This window comes from Cellulosilyticum ruminicola JCM 14822 (genome assembly GCF_001311925.1).
Classification (GTDB): Bacteria; Bacillota; Clostridia; order Lachnospirales; family Cellulosilyticaceae; genus Cellulosilyticum; species Cellulosilyticum ruminicola.
Window position 1 is genome coordinate 39,204 of the sequence record NZ_BBCG01000005.1, and the last position, 17,287, is coordinate 56,490.

At 30.6% G+C, this 17,287-nt stretch carries 14 protein-coding genes and 1 pseudogene; 2 read left to right on the top strand and 13 right to left on the bottom strand.

The annotated features are described in order from the left end of the window. The gene (gene rplC, locus JCM14822_RS03015) at positions 1-630 is read right to left on the bottom strand and encodes a 50S ribosomal protein L3 (protein WP_054739526.1); all 630 of its coding nucleotides are present in this window, start codon (positions 628-630) and stop codon (positions 1-3) included. A 97-nt stretch (positions 631-727) separates the two neighbouring features. Next, on the bottom strand, positions 728-1,036 hold the full coding sequence (gene rpsJ / locus JCM14822_RS03020) for a 30S ribosomal protein S10 (RefSeq protein ID WP_054739529.1): 309 nt from the start codon (positions 1,034-1,036) through the stop codon (positions 728-730). 798 nt (positions 1,037-1,834) lie between these two features. On the opposite strand from rpsJ, the gene tnpA reads away from it, so the two are divergent. Together tnpA and tnpC are read left to right on the top strand one after the other, a co-directional pair. Beyond that, positions 1,835-2,200: an IS66 family insertion sequence element accessory protein TnpA gene (gene tnpA / locus JCM14822_RS19905; protein ID WP_054739531.1), complete on the top strand. Its 366-nt coding sequence runs from the start codon at positions 1,835-1,837 to the stop codon at positions 2,198-2,200. Between the two features lie 17 nt (positions 2,201-2,217). Next, positions 2,218-3,660, top strand: a complete 1,443-nt coding sequence (gene tnpC / locus JCM14822_RS03030) for an IS66 family transposase (protein ID WP_242861380.1) — start codon at positions 2,218-2,220, stop codon at positions 3,658-3,660. 68 nt (positions 3,661-3,728) lie between these two features. Here tnpC and JCM14822_RS03035 read toward each other — a convergent pair whose 3' ends face one another. The 11 genes and pseudogenes from JCM14822_RS03035 to JCM14822_RS18960 form a co-directional block, all read right to left on the bottom strand. Then, positions 3,729-4,430 (bottom strand): ABC transporter ATP-binding protein, encoded by a 702-nt coding sequence (locus tag JCM14822_RS03035; protein WP_054739535.1) that lies wholly within the window; start codon positions 4,428-4,430, stop codon positions 3,729-3,731. Positions 4,431-4,473: 43 nt separating this feature from the next. After that, positions 4,474-6,900: an ABC transporter permease gene (locus tag JCM14822_RS03040; RefSeq protein ID WP_172674754.1), complete on the bottom strand. Its 2,427-nt coding sequence runs from the start codon at positions 6,898-6,900 to the stop codon at positions 4,474-4,476. A gap of 75 nt (positions 6,901-6,975) precedes the next feature. After that, positions 6,976-8,151 (bottom strand): HlyD family secretion protein, encoded by a 1,176-nt coding sequence (locus tag JCM14822_RS03045; protein WP_054739540.1) that lies wholly within the window; start codon positions 8,149-8,151, stop codon positions 6,976-6,978. 62 nt (positions 8,152-8,213) lie between these two features. Further along, entirely contained in the window at positions 8,214-9,485 is a 1,272-nt protein-coding gene (locus JCM14822_RS03050) for a beta-ketoacyl synthase N-terminal-like domain-containing protein (RefSeq protein ID WP_054739542.1), read from the bottom strand. A 32-nt stretch (positions 9,486-9,517) separates the two neighbouring features. After that, the gene (locus tag JCM14822_RS03055; protein ID WP_054739544.1) at positions 9,518-9,757 is read right to left on the bottom strand and encodes a phosphopantetheine-binding protein; all 240 of its coding nucleotides are present in this window, start codon (positions 9,755-9,757) and stop codon (positions 9,518-9,520) included. Positions 9,758-9,900: 143 nt separating this feature from the next. Continuing rightward, positions 9,901-11,550, bottom strand: a complete 1,650-nt coding sequence (locus JCM14822_RS03060) for a condensation domain-containing protein (protein WP_054739546.1) — start codon at positions 11,548-11,550, stop codon at positions 9,901-9,903. Between the two features lie 6 nt (positions 11,551-11,556). Continuing rightward, positions 11,557-11,622 (bottom strand): annotated as a pseudogene (locus JCM14822_RS24765) (hypothetical protein); the annotation flags it as partial. An 8-nt stretch (positions 11,623-11,630) separates the two neighbouring features. Next, a complete protein-coding gene (locus JCM14822_RS03065) occupies positions 11,631-13,583 on the bottom strand; it encodes an amino acid adenylation domain-containing protein (protein WP_054739548.1) in 1,953 nt (650 codons plus the stop codon). Positions 13,584-13,639: 56 nt separating this feature from the next. Next, positions 13,640-14,974 (bottom strand): glycoside hydrolase family 1 protein, encoded by a 1,335-nt coding sequence (locus tag JCM14822_RS03070; RefSeq protein WP_054739550.1) that lies wholly within the window; start codon positions 14,972-14,974, stop codon positions 13,640-13,642. 35 nt (positions 14,975-15,009) lie between these two features. Beyond that, the gene (locus JCM14822_RS03075) at positions 15,010-15,468 is read right to left on the bottom strand and encodes a YbhB/YbcL family Raf kinase inhibitor-like protein (protein WP_054739552.1); all 459 of its coding nucleotides are present in this window, start codon (positions 15,466-15,468) and stop codon (positions 15,010-15,012) included. Between the two features lie 14 nt (positions 15,469-15,482). Beyond that, entirely contained in the window at positions 15,483-17,231 is a 1,749-nt protein-coding gene (locus JCM14822_RS18960) for a polyketide synthase (protein WP_083461233.1), read from the bottom strand. Positions 17,232-17,287 lie beyond the last annotated feature (56 nt).

Here is a 17,287-nt window from a genome sequence, read left to right on the forward strand (position 1 = left end):
TTAAGCTTTGCAACTATCTTTGATAGTGATTACTGTACCTTTAGGACCTGGTACTGCACCTTTTACTAAGATTAAGTTTTTGTCTGCATCTACGCGAGCAACTTCAAGATTCTGTACTGTAACTTGTACGCATCCCATGTGTGATGGAAGGCCTTTACCTTTCATAACGCGTCCTGGGCTTGTTGCAGCACCCATAGAACCAGCTACTCTGTGTGATTTAGAACCGTGACCCATTGGTCCACGAGATTGGTTGTATTTTTTAATTGCACCTTGATAACCTTTACCTTTTGAAGTACCAGTAACATCTACTTTTTCTCCAGCAGCAAAGATATCAGCTTTAATTTCTGTACCTACTTCGTAAGCAGCGATGTCTTCTAATCTAAATTCTTTAACGAATTTTTTAGCTTCAACACCAGCTTTAGCGAAGTGACCAGCCATAGGTTTGATTACGTGTTTAGATTTAACTTCACCGAAACCAACTTGGATAGCTTCGTATCCATCGTTTTCAATAGTTTTCTTTTGAGTAACAACACAAGGACCTGCTTCTAAAACTGTTACAGGAATTAAGTTAGCGTGTTCATCAAAAATTTGAGTCATACCAATTTTTTTAGCCATAATAGCTTTTTTCATGCTCTTGCACCTCCTAATATCTACAGCGGATTACCAACTAAGGCAATCATCCTAGACGATTATTAACCGTCCATTTTATGGAGTTGTTCAAAATTAATTATTTAGCATCAACTTTGATATCAACACCAGCTGGTAAATCAATTCTCATTAAAGCCTCGCCAGTTTTTGGTGTAGCTTCAACATCGATAAGTCTTTTGTGAGTTCTTTGTTCGAATTGCTCACGAGAATCTTTGTATTTGTGTACAGCACGTAGAATAGTGATAACTTCCTTTTTAGTTGGAAGTGGAATTGGTCCACTAACTTGAGCACCAGTTTTTTTAGCGATTTCTACGATTTGTGCAGCTGTTTGATCGATCAATTTGTGATCATAAGCTTTTAATGTAATACGGATTTTTTGACTTGCCATAAAAAAAGTCCCCTCCTTTTCGTACTTTTTGTAAACCTAGTACGACTAGTGGTGACTGTACACGCGATTGATGTTTTAGGCATAAACTCGCAACAAAATTGCCAAGCCGTTTCGTACTTTTACGAATACACCTACATCTATTCAATATAGTACAGTGACCTGCCGTCTGGTTTCATGAACCTGACATTCGCTCCCCGGAAATTCACTTTTCAGCGGTAACCTTCCGGATCTTAGTTCCCAATGTCACAACATAATTGAGTATACACTATAAACTTCTTTTTTTCAAGGTTTTTTTTTAGTTTTTTTTTGCTTAATGTTGGAAAAGGCAAATATACTATAAAACCCTTACTTTTATTATCAATTTATAGTCATAATATTAAAGGGCTTAGCCCTTTTTATGTTTGCAATACTTCGTTTGCTGAACATGTTCTTATTAAACTATATTTATAAATTTAAATCAATATGAAAATCTTGTCATTAAATTATTATCTCATTTGCTAATATACCAAACAGCAGATTAAACTAAACATGCATTACTGATTTACTCTATACATAGCTCTTGCTTTTATAACCTTTGAATAATTACTTATCTCAGATCTAAGGCTTTTATTTTTTAATAAGCATTTTCTATTCTTAGGTATCCTGCCTCGTAAGCAATCAATAATTAGGGCGGATTTACAGGTCATATATTTGTCTGCATAATTGAAGTAATCAAATGTTAGAGCATTTTACTCCGGTCTTAATTTTGAAATTTTTCAAAGGTGGAACATTTTACTACAATTATGAGGAGGCATTTTTATGGCAAATAGGAGAATCAATCTCCAGGAAAAACTGAAATTAATTAATGAATGTCGTCAAAGTGGTCTTTCAGACTACCGTTGGTGCAAGGAAAATAACATTAATCCTAGTACTTTTTACAGTTGGATTAGTAAATTAAGAACTGAGGCATGTACGATTACTCCTAAATCTCAAACCTCATCCTATCCTACAGCCACATCTCAAGATGTAGTGCAAGTGGATATTGTTTCTGATACACAAACGGTTATCAAAAGAAGTTCGAAATCTATCAAACAACCTCTTGTACAAGATATGGAGGCTTCCATTGAAATCTTACTAGATGACATCAACATCAGGGTCAATAATGACGTGAAAAATCTGTTTTAAAAGAACAAATAGATTATCTGACCAAAAAACTATTCGGCACATCTAGTGAACGTCGACATAGTGAAGTGGATGGGCAGATTAACTTATTTAATGAAGCTGAACATGAAGTAGCTCAGGAAACTAAAGAAACTCCAGAAGAGATCAGTGTAAAGAGTCATAAACGTAAATCCAAAACGACTTTAGAAGAAAAGTTAAAAGGCATACCTGTTGAAGAGGTACCTATTGTATTACAAGATGAAGAACAGTTTTGTCCAGAATGTGGGACAAAACTTGAAGTAATCGGAAAGGAATTTATCCGTCACGAACTAGAATATATTCCTGCTCAAGTAAAAGTAAAGAAATACTATAGTGTGCATTATGCATGTCCAGCATGTAAAGAAGAAGACATACCTGTCATCATCAAAGCACCTAAGGAACAAGCACTCATTAAACATAGTCTTGCATCCTCTACAGCTGTGGCATGGACCATGTATCAAAAATATGCTAATGGGTTACCATTATATCGTCAAGAAAAGGACTGGAAACAGTATGGCATAGAGCTTACCCGCAATACGCTTGCACACTGGGTTATTTATTGTGCCATGCACTACTTTAAACCCATGTATGATTATTTCCATCGCAAGCTATTACAACGAAAGTTCATTATGGCCGATGAAACAAGAATCCAAGTTTTAAACGAAAAAGACCGCAAAGCAGAAACGGATTCTTTTATGTGGTTATATCGTTCAGGCGAAGATGGACTTGAGAAGATTATCTTGTATGAGTATAGTCAAACAAGATCTGGTGAGCATGCGGCAACATTTCTAAAAGGTTTTCAAGGCTATTTAGCTTGTGATGGTTATCAGGGATATAATAAAGTACCTGATATAAAACGTTGCTGTTGTTGGGCACATGTGCGCCGATATATGATTGATGCAGTGCCTAAAGGCCATCAATACGATTATAGTAATCCCGCTGTTCAAGGGGTTGAGTTTTGTAATAGGCTTTTTCAGTATGAGGATTCTTTTAAAAAGAAAGGATACTCACATGAAAAAATTAAAGAAATGCGTCTCCAGAAAGAAAAACCGATTCTAGAGGCTTTTTGGTCATGGATAGAAAATCAGCATCCAGTACGTAATAGTCGGATGGATAAAGCTGTACAGTATGTAGTGAATCGAAGACCCTATCTGGAAACATATCTTGAGGATGGTCGTTGTAGCTTTTCTAATAATTTAAGTGAAAATGCAATCCGCCCATTTACCGTAGGGCGTAAAAACTGGTTATTTAGTGATTCAACAGCTGGAGCTGAGGCAAGTGCCATAGTGTATAGCATGGTTGAAATAGCAAAAGCTAACAATTTAAACATCTATAAATACCTAGAATATCTTCTGAGAAAAAGACCCTCTGAAGAAATGTCAGATTTAGAGCTTGAAAATTTAGCACCATGGAATAAAGAGACAATGGAACAATGCAGTCAATAAATATAAAGTAAAATACTCCATTTTACAACCCAAGGTGTAAACTGGAGTATTTTGTTTTTTAATATTCTTTATAATCTAATTGACTCTTTTACTACTTCTTCTCTTAAGATAACTCCATCCTTTAATCTAATAATCTTATTTCCATAGTAAGCTGATTCTTCAGAGTGAGTTACTTGTACAATTGTTGTTTTAAATTCTTTATTAATTTCTTTAAATAACTTCATAATTTCTGTACCAGTTTTTGAATCTAGATTTCCTATTGGCTCATCGGCTAATATGATTTCCGGCTCAAAAACCAATGCTCTTGCTATTGCCACCCTTTGTTGTTGACCACCAGATAGTTCTCTTGGTGTATTTTTTCTTTTATTATTTAGTTCAATAATATCTAGTATATCATCTAATTTCTTTTTATACTTTTTAAGTCCTTTTTTATCCAGTATTATAGGTAAGAGAATATTATCTTCCACAGATAAATTAGGTACCAAATTATAAAATTGGAACACAAACCCCATTTCTCTTCTTTTCATAATACTCTTTTGTTTTTCACTTAGCTTATTTAAGTCTTTACCATTAACTTTTATTACACCATCTGTTGGCTTATCTAGTCCACCTAAAATATATAATAATGTAGATTTTCCACATCCTGATGGCCCCATTATAGAAACAAAATCTTCTTTTTGGATATTAAAACTAATTTCTTTTAAAACACTAATAGATTCTTTGCCTATACTAAAGTCTTTCTTTAAATTGATTACTTCTATAGTATTCATTTTTCCCTCCTATATAAGCCACAATCTCTATGCATATCGAATTTTATTCAAATTTTAGTTCTTCTACTATCTTAAATCTTCTATTCCTAATAAGTACAGGAATCGTTGCAATTGCTACAACTATTCCAGAAACAACTGCCATTTGTGGTAGTATACCTTCATTTAATCTTATATCCATTTCAAATCCTGCAATCCACATAAATCTTGAAAGCAATAGTAAGGCTAACTTAGCATACAGCAATATAAACATCATTGGCCAAATAACAGTAAATATTGATTCTATTAACAGCATCTTATTTCTCTGCTGCATCGTCATTCCTAACGAACTTAATACAACCATACTTTTCTTACGTTGAATAAAACTAATCCCAATATTATTAACTACACCCAAAGCACTGATTATTATTCCCATGAAAGCAAATATATTCATGATTGTTACTAATTGCTTTGTTTGTTCGATACTTAGTTCTACACTCTCTTGATATGTATTTACTACTGCACCTTCTTTACTAATATCTTTACTAACCTCTTCTTGTACTTTTTTAGGATCATCTTTTATTCTTACATATATTTGACTTGGTATCTTTACATTAAATTTTCTCTCTAGTGTATCATTCTTAGCCATTATAAACACACCATTTTGAAAAAGTTTTCCCTCAATTATACCTACAATTGTAAAATTACCCTTTTCTTCATTTATCTCAGTTTCAATAGTATCTCCAATTTGTGTTCCTAATAGGTCAGCTGCCCTTGTTGAGATAATAACAGCTTTGCTATTTCCTGTTTTAAATGCTTCAAAAGCATCAGCATAATCTTTTTCCTTCCAAGGGAAGTACTCGTTAAAATCTAAATATTTCTTCTCATCTATTCCTACTACACTAACTACATTGCCATCAACTTTTCCTTCTTGAATATATAATTCTTGTAAAGAACTTCGAACTATATCTCTTTCATTTTTTAGTATACTTCTAACCGTTTCCATTGAATAAACTGAGTTTACAGCAGTTGTATCAATACATAAATCATAATTAAGCTTCTGATATCCTTCACGTATTGCCACTGCCATACTTGCGCCCAATGAGCTTATAGAAATAACAGTTAACATTGCTATAAACATTAATGTAATATTACCTAATAATATTTTTGAAGTACTTACATTATTAAATGCAATACTTGCTATCGGAATCATTCCTTTTGTCCTTTTGAATACTAAATTCGATATAGTGCTAATCACTTTAGGCATCAGCATAATAACTCCTGCTGTTGCTAATATTATAAATATAGGGCTTAAACTTTTTATTCCTGGATCATTGCTCATATTTACTACAGCAATGCCACCTACAATAATTATCCCAATTATACTTTTTAACCATTTTATATCTTTGGTGTCTGATACATTATTCAGTATTAATTCTTTAATTTGTAGTTTATTTATATTAAGTATTGGTATAAAAGAAGAAGCTACAGATAATACAACTGCAAATATTAATCCTGCAATATAATATTCCTCATTAAAATTTAATTCTTCTATAATACCATATTCTCTTAATGGTGACATCATATAATTAGCTACTTGTACTATTAATCTTCCTATTGCATCTCCTACTATTGTAGCAATTATTGCATAAAGAATACTTTCTATATAAAGTATCCTCTTAATCATAGATTTTGTAGCACCTTGACTTAAAAAGGTTCCTATTACAGTTAAACGTTCTGTAATTATCAACTTAAATGAACTATATATGATAATAGCACTTATTAATACGATTATTACTAGCATTGCATAGAATACAGAAGTTAACTGTCCTACATATGATGCAATACTTTCTTCATTATATAAGGCTGTAGCTTTAAACCTTCGATTTTGGTCATTAAATATTTCTACAGTATCGCTTATTTTACCTTTTACACTATTAGCAGTTAAGTAATTATAACCACCTTGCATTCCTATCTTGCTAGCAATCCATTTATACGGTGTAATTACTGTAAAATTATTTTTTTGATCAGAATAGAATATACCTTCATTACTTGTAATAGCATACACTTCTACTTCAAATTTTTTGTTGTTAGATAATTTTAATTCAAATGTATCCCCTATATTCCATCCGTATACTTCACTAATTCTTTTAGAAATAATAACTTTTTTACCTACAAAATGAGTTAAATCTACTTGATTTATTATTCTATCCGTATTAATATATTCATTTTCACGCCCATATATAGTAATGCTTAATTCATCATCTTTACCACTTGTAGCTTTGGTATATATTTGAGGATTTAAACTCTCTATTGTATCCTGTTTTATACTACTCAATTTAAAGGTTGGATTCTCAGTGTCCGAGATTATACTAACTTCCTTACCATCCGCTGTTTCTAGTGCTGTTTTAGTTACTGTATATGTAGCTACATCTGTGACACCTAAACTTCCTACAAACAATCCAGTACTTAAAGCAATTGCTATTAAAAGCAAGAAAAACCTTCCTTTTTTTTCTATCATACTTTTTAGTATGTACTTAAAAAATATTGACATATCTTCACCCCTGATCTATTTCATAATTTGAACAGTGGCATCCAGTTTAGATCCTACTTTTAATAAATCTTTTCCTTCTAATACTTCTACTTCAACCTCTACAATAGTATCCCCATCTTTTTCTTTAGCATTATTAGAAATTCGTTTTACTTTTCCATTAATATTAGCATTCTTTTCTGAGTAGACATCTAGGATTACATTATCGCCTTCTTTAACATCAGCAATATCTTCAGATGGTACCTCTGCTGTTACAACTAAATCTTCAACTTTCATACATTTTGCTAAAGTATTTTCTGATGTCACTTTTTGTTCTTTTAAGCAATCAATATCATATATAATACTATTATCATTTACTGCAATAATTGTATTATCTTTAATACCTAGTTGTTTTAACTTTTCTTCCATTAACTTAAGCTCTAATTGTGCTGTCTTTAACTTAACCTTTTGTGCCTTAATTCCATAAGCAGTTGTACTATCATCTTGAGAAACTTGCATTCTCTTTCCTTCTATTTGTTTCTGTAAATTACTTATTTCTAAGCTTTCACTTTCTTCAAGTTTATGTATATTAGTTTTTATTTTACTTATACCTTCATTTTTAGAACTTATTTGATCCTCTAATGCATTTATTTCTTCCTGACTTGTTCCACCGACTTCTAATATATTTTTCTGCATAGCCAACTTATCTTCTAATGCTTTTAAATCTACTTTTTGAACTGCTAATTCATTTTCCAACATTTTTATATCAGGATTTGTACCATTAGCTTTATAACTCTGCTTTAAGCCTAATTCATCTTCTAATTCTGCAATCTCTAATACACTAGGATTAGTTACTGATTCTAATCTCTCAATTTCTACTTGTATTTCTTCTATTGTATTTTTCTGTTTTTCTATCTCTGCTTTATACTCAGAATCATCGAATACAAATAACACATCGCCTTTGTTTACTTTTTGCCCCTCTTTAACTTTTATATCTGTGATTGTAACAGGAAAATCAACATATATCTGTTGACTTTTAGGAATTGTTACATATGCATCAACTTCTATTTCTTTTGCTACAGTCTCTTTATTACTTTCTACTTTTTCCGCAGATACATTAGCTGTTTCACTATCTGCTGCCGTATTTGTTGTATTGCTGCATCCAACTACTATACTGGCACACATCAAGCCTAATAAAAAATAGCGTGCTTTCATTCCATTTCCTCCCTAATCTTTATTACTTAACTCTATTCTTTGCTTCTTTTATTAAACGAAATTTACAATGCGTCCTTTAAGATTATACTAGTATTTATTCCTCCAAATGCAAAAGAGTTATTCATAGCAAATTTAATCTTATTTTCCACACCTTCTTGTGGGGAAAATCTTATTTTGTTACTTATAGGTTCTACTATATTATTATTTCCATGTATAAAATCGTAATTTAATTGTATAACTGTTGCAATAGTTTCTACCAAGCCTGCTGATTGTAAACAATGTCCACTTATTCCCTTTGTTGAATTGACATATATATGTGCTAAAAAGTCTTCAAACACTTTTTCTATCGCTTGTGCCTCTATTTCATCTCCCAGTTTAGAAGATGAACCATGAGCATTTATGTAATCAATCTCTTCTTTATTTATACCCGCATTATTCAAAGCTTTTTCCATTACATTGATTTCTGCATCTAAACTTGGCTCACTTAATTTGCTAGGATTTAAACATATTGCACTTCCCATTATCTGAGCTAATGCCTTAGCCTTTCTATCTTCTACAGATTTTTTTGATTCTATAATTACACAAGCCGTCGCCTGTCCATAGATAAATCCTTCATGATTAATATCAAAAGGCCTTGAAGCTAATGATGGGCTAGCCCCAAAACTTCTTCCCCCTAATGCACCAATACTTAAAAATGCTTGAATTTCAAATGGTGACAACTCTGTTACAGGTGCAATTATCATACACTTATCTAATCTACCTAATTCTATTGCATCACATGCCTTTATAAGCCCCATATTCCCTGTAGCTGATGCTCCTCCTACAGTCATACTTTCACCTTTAATTCTAAATATATCACTTATAACTCCAATTAAATTAGTATCCATATATTGAAGTGCATATCGTGGGTTAAGGTACGCTAGTTGGTCATTATATTTTTTATAGTTATTATAGCTATATAGTTGGCTCATATTATGTCCTGCTATAACTATTCCTATTCTTTCTAAATCGACCTTATTTTCTTCGAAACCAGCTTGTTTCCAAGCTTCCATACAAGCTAATATAGAAGACTGAACGAGCATTGACTCTCTCTTACCAGATTTAAGCGCATAGTCTTTATATCTAGTAAGGCTTCTAGTTTCATCTACAAGCATCTCTCCATAAGTATCTAATGCTATCTTTGCACTAACTATATCCTTATTTAACGTTTTACTCATTTCTTTATCATACTGTATATTATTTTTTCCATTCAGTAATGCTTCTTTGAAAGTTGCAACATTATTACCTACAGAACTTATTATTCCCATTCCTGTAATGAATATTTCTTCTCTCATTTCAGTCTTCTCCCTATACTTATTAATATCTACTAAAATTTTGAAGCTATTAATTCCACTAAACTACTAATATTGCTGACTTTTCCTAACTCTTGTGGTAATAATTCAACGTTTAATTGTTCTGCAACCATTGTAACAATTTCAACGCGATCAATAGAGTTTGCTCCTAAATCTTTAAGACTTTGTTCCATTGTGACTTCATCAAATTCTACATCACCTAAAACCTCATCTGCATTTTCTAATATTACTTTAAAAATTTCATCTTTACTCATCTTATTTTCCTCCTTTAATTTCTTTAACAAATCATACAGCATTTTTTAAACTAGTTGGTTTTTAATATAATTTATTTTTATTTTAAAATTTTTTATAATTCAATATCTATTTTACAAAAATAAAAAAATATAATCAACATATTTTATACATTATCTAGCATCGTGCTAATGCATTCATTGAATTTTCCAACTAATCCTTCTATGTATTTTTTTGTATAAAGCGTTTCATTATATACAACATCGAATTTAATTTTATCTCCCATATCTAATGCTCTGAAATATATTGGATATACTTCAACTGTCTTATCTAATGCATGAATACTGATCGTTCGTTGATCATATGAAATTTTATTTTTATATAAAATCTCATAATTAAAGAATACATCATATAGTGCACCTTTTTTAAAGTCCTCAAAATCTAGATATCTCATAATATCCCATATAGATGTTTCTTGATATTGTAGAACTTCTGTGAACATCTTACTATTATCGTCTATAAAATCTACTACATTTCTTTCCCTTTGCATATTAATTCTTATTGGCAATGCAGTTGTAAATAATCCTATAAGCTGATTTATTCTACTAGAATTTCGTCCTGGCATATGACTTCCAATAATTATATCCTTTTCTCCTGTTTCATTTTTCAACAATAAACTCAATGCTGATAAGATAAATATGTACTCAGTAAACCTATGTTTATTACATAATTCTCTTAATCTATCGCATACTTCTTCCTTAATTTCAAACTTAACTGTTCCAAATGTATCTTTTTCATAGTTTAATGGTGTTCCCTTTTTCTCTATAAACCTAATACTACGTGGTCTATTCCTTAAATATTTACGCCAAAACTCTTCTAATTCTACGTTTTTTTCTTTAGCTTGCCATACCATATATTCCTTATATGTAATATCTAAAGGTCTTAGTTCTACATCATTGTAACTGGCCATTAAATCATTAATGAAAATATTAAATGACATAAAGTCAAATATTGTATGACTAATATTAAATAATATAGCTTGCTTACCACTTCTATCCTCTATTAAATATAAGTTAAAGAGTGGTAATTGTTCTATATCAAATCCTTTTACATATGTTTTAATTACTTCATCTGATAATTCTTCATCAATCTTTATATATTGATAATAATTTTGTACATCAGGATATACTGTTAAAGCATAGCGCTTCTTATTCTTATTAATAGTTGTTCTTAACATTTCATGTCTTTCAACAACACATGCAATCGCCTTTTGTAATTTCTTATCTTCAATATACTTATCAGAGTATATACTATAAATCATATTAGTTGTAGGATACTCACTTATACCTTTTGTATCTCTCTTCTTATTAAGATTAACTTCTGAATTAATCAAATAACCTTGTAATTTTGATACCCAATATTCTTTTTGATTACTTAACGTCATTTCCGTCTTATCATCTTTAGTATTAATTTTCTCTTTAATAATATTGGAAATATCTCTTATTGTACTCTTCATATATATTTGAGAAGTATTAATTTCCACTCCCCATTTGTTATATATTTGTGTTAATAAAATATATAATGTTAATGAGTTACCACCAACTGTAAAGAAGTCATCTTGCATATTAATAATTGGGAACTCATTTATTTCCTTACACATTTCAATTACTTGAATATCGATTTCATCTTTTCTTTCATCTTCCAAACTATATTCCTGTTTCATTGCATGTAATTTATAATCTGGTAATTGTTTTATATCTGTCTTACCATTTAAATTCCTTGGTAATTTTTCTACCAAAACGAAGTAAGACGGCATCATATATTCTGGAATTTCATTTCTTAAATGATTCTTTAATGTATCTAATGTTAATTTATCTTTATTTTCAATAAAGGCTACTAAAACTTACCGTTATCCCCTTCTTTAACTACTACTACAGCTTCTCTAACTTCATCTAATTTTTCAATCTTCTTTTCAATTTCCCCTAATTCAATTCTAAATCCTCTTATTTTAGTTTGACGATCTATACGTCCAATATAATTGATATTACCATCTGCATCCCATTTTACTAGGTCTCCGGTTTTATACATCATAGCCCCTTTTTCAAAAACATTAGGGATATATGCTTTTTTTGTTATCTCAGGCTCATTAACATATCCTTTTGCTAATCCAGCACCTGCTAAATATAACTCTCCTTCTACACCTATTGGACATAATTTTAAATGTTCATCTAAAACATATGCTTGCATATTATATAAAGGTTTTCCTATAGACATCATGTCCAATCTTTTTACATTTTCTGATGTTAATTCAAAATATGTTGCATATACACAAGCTTCTGTTGGTCCATATCCGTTTACTATAACAACGTCTTTTGTTCCTTCTAATTTATAGAATCTCTCTACTAATACAAGTGGTAATGCTTCCCCTACACAAATTATTCTTCTAGGTAATCTTACCTTCTTTTTATGTACCTCAAGATAATCTACTAAAAATCTAAAATATACAGGTGTTATATCTGATAAATCAATTTTTTCTCTATTGAGTAAAGACGTAAATTCCTCCATAGATTTCTTTGCAGCTTTACTTACGATATGTAATGTTCTTCCTGTTAATAGTGTATAGAAAATTTGCCCTACTGAAACATCAAACACGAACTCCGCTACAACAGTTACATTTAAATCCCTATCTGCAGCTTTAGTAAACATTTGTCCCTTCATATATTCTACTAAGTTAATAACACTCATATGTCTGATAGCAATTCCTTTTGGAGTACCTGTAGAACCAGACGTAAAAATCATATAAGCATTATTTTGTGATGAAATAGCTGAATAATCTGTTTGATATACTGCTACAGGCTGGCTTACAAGCTCTTCATAAACATAAATTTTATTATTTATATCTGCCTTATGTAATTCACTATTTTGGAAAGCTATAATTCCCTTGGCTTCACTTTTTTCCATTATAGCTTTCACACGATTTAAAGGATATGTTGTATCCATAGGTAAATATGTAGCACCAACTTTTAATATTCCAAAGATAGCTATAATATACTCAGCACTTCTATCCATAAATATTCCTACAGTGTCACCAACATTAATTTTGTCTTCTTTAAGCTTTTTGGCAATTGAGTTACTTAATTCATCTAATTCCTTATATGTATATTTCTTTCCTTCATAGTTTAAAGCGACTCTTTTCTTAATATCTTCATTTAAATTATTGTAAAATCTTTGTACAATATTAATTTTATCATCAAACTCACATTTGGAATCATTATATGCAACAATAGCCTTAGTTTGTTCTTCTTCTCCTATATATAGACATTCATCTATTTTCTCCTCAAAGTCTCTAGCAATTGCATATTCTAAAGATGCTGTTATATAGTTTGCCAATATTACAAATGAACGATGTGAAACTTTGTTTCCTCTAAGATCAAAATCTATTTTGATTTGTCCATTATATATTTGTACAGATAAGGCAATTTCATAAGGCACTTTACTAATATTCTCTAATGATCCGTTTGTCAATACCACTGAAATATCTTCAAATGTTTCCTGAGCATCTTGTCCTTTTTCTTTTAAAAGTTTTCCTAATTCTTTTATAGAATCTTTTTGAATCTCATTTGTACATATTCTCTTTTTATCTTCATACATTAAAACATTAAAATCTGAGTTATTATTTAACTTCTTTAATATCCCCACCAAAACAGCTACTACATTATAGTAAGTTTCCTCTTCATTAATATCATGTTTGACATTAAAAAATAACGCATTATCATTTTGTAGAAATGTAGTCTGTAAAAGTTTAAAGTTTTCCTTTAGTTCTTTACTTTCATCATTTGTCTTATTCAAACTATATCCCCCTAACAATTCGCTTTTTCACATTCTAATTTAATTTTAGTTTTAATTTAGTCCTCATTGAATCTCTTTACTTGTTCTGGAGTTAAATATTTATTAATAATTTCTTCTGTAATGCATTTATTTTTACAAATTTCTCCGTACATCTCTCCACTTTTCTTAACTGTACGCTTTTGTGTTTCAAAATCTATATGAACAATACCTAATTTAGCGCTCTCACCTTCATGACACTCAAATATATCAGTTAATGACCATATATAATATCTTTCAACAGGTATACCTTCTTCTATTAACTTATGTACATATTTTAAATTTTTACTAATAATATACGCACGATCTTTATCAACAGGTTCTCTTAGCCCATTTTGTATAATGTAAATAGGTGCTTGATATTTTTCATAAACATCCTTACATACTCTATAAATACCTTCTGGATATATCTCCCATCCACCATCAGTTAAATGTCCGTTAGTATTAATAACTTGTTCGCAAAACAAGCTATCTGGCTTCCATACAAACTTATCAATTTCTCTTGTCCAATAGTTAACACCTATAAAATCATAAAATCTGCCTTTTCCAAAAGGATAATCCCCTTTCCCTATAGGTCTACCCATTTTCCCAGTCATTAAAGCCTGAAATAGCATATCTCCTGTTATATAATTAATTAATCTACTTGATAACTTGTTTAAAATATTCTTCTTATATGGATCGTAGATTTTAAAGTGGTGTGCAATTCCTACTTTTGTTTCTCCTTTAAAATTACGTTCCTTTCTAATCTTATGAATTAACTCATAGCATTTAATATGGGCTTCTACACAACTTCTCATAGCTGCATAAACCTTTTTGTCATCTTTCATTCCAGGTGGAAACCATCCTAATAAATAGCAACAATATAATGTCATACTTAAATCATTAAATGTAATCCATTCTGAAACTAAATCTCCAAATTGCTCAATGACAAATTTTGTATAATCCACAAATAATTGAACTGATTCTGGATTAAGCCACCCTCCCATATCGTCAAACCATTGTGGTTGTGAAAAGTGAAATACTTCTAACACTGGTCTTATATTACATTCTATTAATTTTTCTATTTGCTTCCTATAACATTTAACAGCTTCCATATCATAATGACCACGTGAAGTTTCTACTCTACTCCATTCAATAGTCATACAATGTGTATCATTATATAATTGTTTCATTATATCTATATCTTCTTCGTATCTATTCCAGTGATCTGTACCACGTATAATATGTGAACCATCTCTTATATTTCCGTCTTCACACCATTTATACCAGTTAGTATTTTTATTACCACCTTCAATCATTACTGATGCTACCGATGTTCCCATTAAAAAATCCTTAGAAAATCTCAATTCTTTCATATTATCTCCTCCTAGTTAAAACTCTATTAATTCACTTAATTTTTATCATAATATCCTACAATACTTTGCTCTACAACTACATTGTCTTTATATTTTCCTAAAAATGTCTTACTATCTAAACCTTCTTCACTAATAGTACAATTAAGTCCATATAGCTTTATTTCATATTTATGTTTTCCTCCCATAGGGTTAGGTCCATAATATTCAGTTTGACCTCTCCAATTTTTTCCCTGTTTAATTTGATTACTAATCATTCCTTGTTTATTCATTCCTTCTGGTAATTCTCTTATTACTTCTGGAATGTTGTATAACATCCAATGAATAATTGGGAAAAATGGTATTGCTTTGTCTTCCATAATTATTGAATAGGTTTTAATTCCTGTTGGTACATCTCTCCATGAAAGATGAGGCGATACATTTTCCCCTTTTGGTGTATTACTACAAATATCTGGCATCATTTCATTATTTTTAAATGTGTTACTCTCTAATATCATAGTTACTCCTCCTATTAATATACCTGTTCACAACATGCTACAATTTTTTCTATTACATCCGATTCAAATATAACAGTTGCTTCACTTATTGATTGAGTATCAATCTGATTAAAATGCTTAAATAAACCTTTCCATTCACTCCAATAGTCTATTTCTTTTTTATCACCATCAATTACTGTATTTTTTATATAACAACAAGTAATATGCTCATCATCTTTCAATTTTTTCAAATTAAACTGTGCCTCATTTAAATTATTATTTCCCATTACACCAGATAAAAACATTTCATACATTTGACTAGAATTAATATTCTTATTCAAACCTTTTTGATACCCTAATTCTATAAGTTTCTTCAAATATTCTTCATCAGTTATGTTATTTTGAACATCCTTACTCCTAATAATTACATCACTAAAATTAGTGGTCTTTCCTCTGCTTCTTGCTATCAATGCCATATTAACCCCTAATAGCATTTTTTCTTTAATGCTCAATTCATTATCTTTCAAATACTGTATAGATGGTGTGTCAATCATAAATAATGTTTTTACTTCTTTACCTTCTTGTTGTAATAATCTTACTACTTCATATGCAATAATTCCTCCAGAAGAATACCCACCTATATCATATGGTCCCTCATTTTGTATTTCCTTAATCAGTTCTACATAAAATTGTGCCCTAGTTTCAATTCCCTCAAATTCTTTTTCACTTCTACCTATGTCACTCATTCTTATACCATAAAAAGGTCTTGTACATGTATTAGCTATAGTTTGATAGCCTTCTAATCCTCCACCTTCACCATGAATCCAGAAAATTGGCTTACCTTGTTTTTGATTATTAAGTTTAACTAAATAAGACTTTTTACTATTAACGTTTTTATATTCAGCGAATCTAAAGTTTCCTTTAACTTTACTTATTACCTCATTATTTTTTACAAGTGTTTTCTTTTGTAGTTCCCATTCTTCCTTTATAACCCTATCTAGATTTTTCCTTAAATCACTTGTTATATAATCCTTAAGTAATATTAAGGATTTGCGAGGTTTACTTACCAATTGTTTTGCCAGATTAAGCGCACGATCTATTACCTCTTTTCTTGGCACTACAGGGCATTGTACATTTCTACTTTCTAATTCACTTCCTCGATATCTTCTACCACTAAACAACATCTCTTCACCTAATAGTTTTCCAAATTTCATAGGTAAAATTAACGTAGCTCCTTCACCTGGTGTAAATCCATAGCTCATATGATTACATGAATAGTAACTTTCTTTACTTAATACTACAAAGTCACAAAACAATCCAAAACATAATCCACTTCCTAAAGCATGACCTTGCATAGCAGCTATTACCGGCACATTACATTCCAATGGTAATTTAAATACATTGATATCCGTTAATTCTATCTCACCATCATAGACTGCTTCCATTCCTTCTAGATTACCTCCACAAGCAAAATAACTGCTATATCCTGTAATAATGGCAACCTTTATTTCCTCATTTTTATTAATTAAGTCAAAAGCCTTCATAAGCCCAAATGTCACTTCCATAGTAAATGTATTTTTATTAATGCTATCATTAATAGTTATACACATTACCCCCGGGGTTATTTCTTCTAACTTTATATATGGGCATATCTCTTCTAGGCTAAATCTATCAATAATTACCTCAAAATTTATATTTTCATTCTCATCGAGTAGTTCTTCAACCTTTATAGCTCTTTCTCCTACTCTATTTGCTAACTGTACAAGAAATCTTTCTATGTCCATAATCTTCTCCCCCTTTATTAACTTGACTTCAATAAAGTCAAGTTAATAAAAGTTTT

Excerpts from the sequence above, each read along its gene's own strand:
- rplC (WP_054739526.1), bottom strand. The coding sequence starts at position 630 with ATGAAAAAAGCTATTATGGCTAAAAAAATTGGTATGACTCAAATTTTT.
- rpsJ (WP_054739529.1), bottom strand. The coding sequence starts at position 1,036 with ATGGCAAGTCAAAAAATCCGTATTACATTAAAAGCTTATGATCACAAA.
- tnpA (WP_054739531.1), top strand. The coding sequence starts at position 1,835 with ATGGCAAATAGGAGAATCAATCTCCAGGAAAAACTGAAATTAATTAAT.
- JCM14822_RS03035 (WP_054739535.1), bottom strand. The coding sequence starts at position 4,430 with ATGAATACTATAGAAGTAATCAATTTAAAGAAAGACTTTAGTATAGGC.
- JCM14822_RS03045 (WP_054739540.1), bottom strand. The coding sequence starts at position 8,151 with ATGAAAGCACGCTATTTTTTATTAGGCTTGATGTGTGCCAGTATAGTA.
- JCM14822_RS03050 (WP_054739542.1), bottom strand. The coding sequence starts at position 9,485 with ATGAGAGAAGAAATATTCATTACAGGAATGGGAATAATAAGTTCTGTA.
- JCM14822_RS03055 (WP_054739544.1), bottom strand. The coding sequence starts at position 9,757 with ATGAGTAAAGATGAAATTTTTAAAGTAATATTAGAAAATGCAGATGAG.
- JCM14822_RS03060 (WP_054739546.1), bottom strand. The coding sequence starts at position 11,550 with ATGCCGTCTTACTTCGTTTTGGTAGAAAAATTACCAAGGAATTTAAAT.
- JCM14822_RS03070 (WP_054739550.1), bottom strand. The coding sequence starts at position 14,974 with ATGAAAGAATTGAGATTTTCTAAGGATTTTTTAATGGGAACATCGGTA.
- JCM14822_RS03075 (WP_054739552.1), bottom strand. The coding sequence starts at position 15,468 with ATGATATTAGAGAGTAACACATTTAAAAATAATGAAATGATGCCAGAT.
- JCM14822_RS18960 (WP_083461233.1), bottom strand. The coding sequence starts at position 17,231 with ATGGACATAGAAAGATTTCTTGTACAGTTAGCAAATAGAGTAGGAGAA.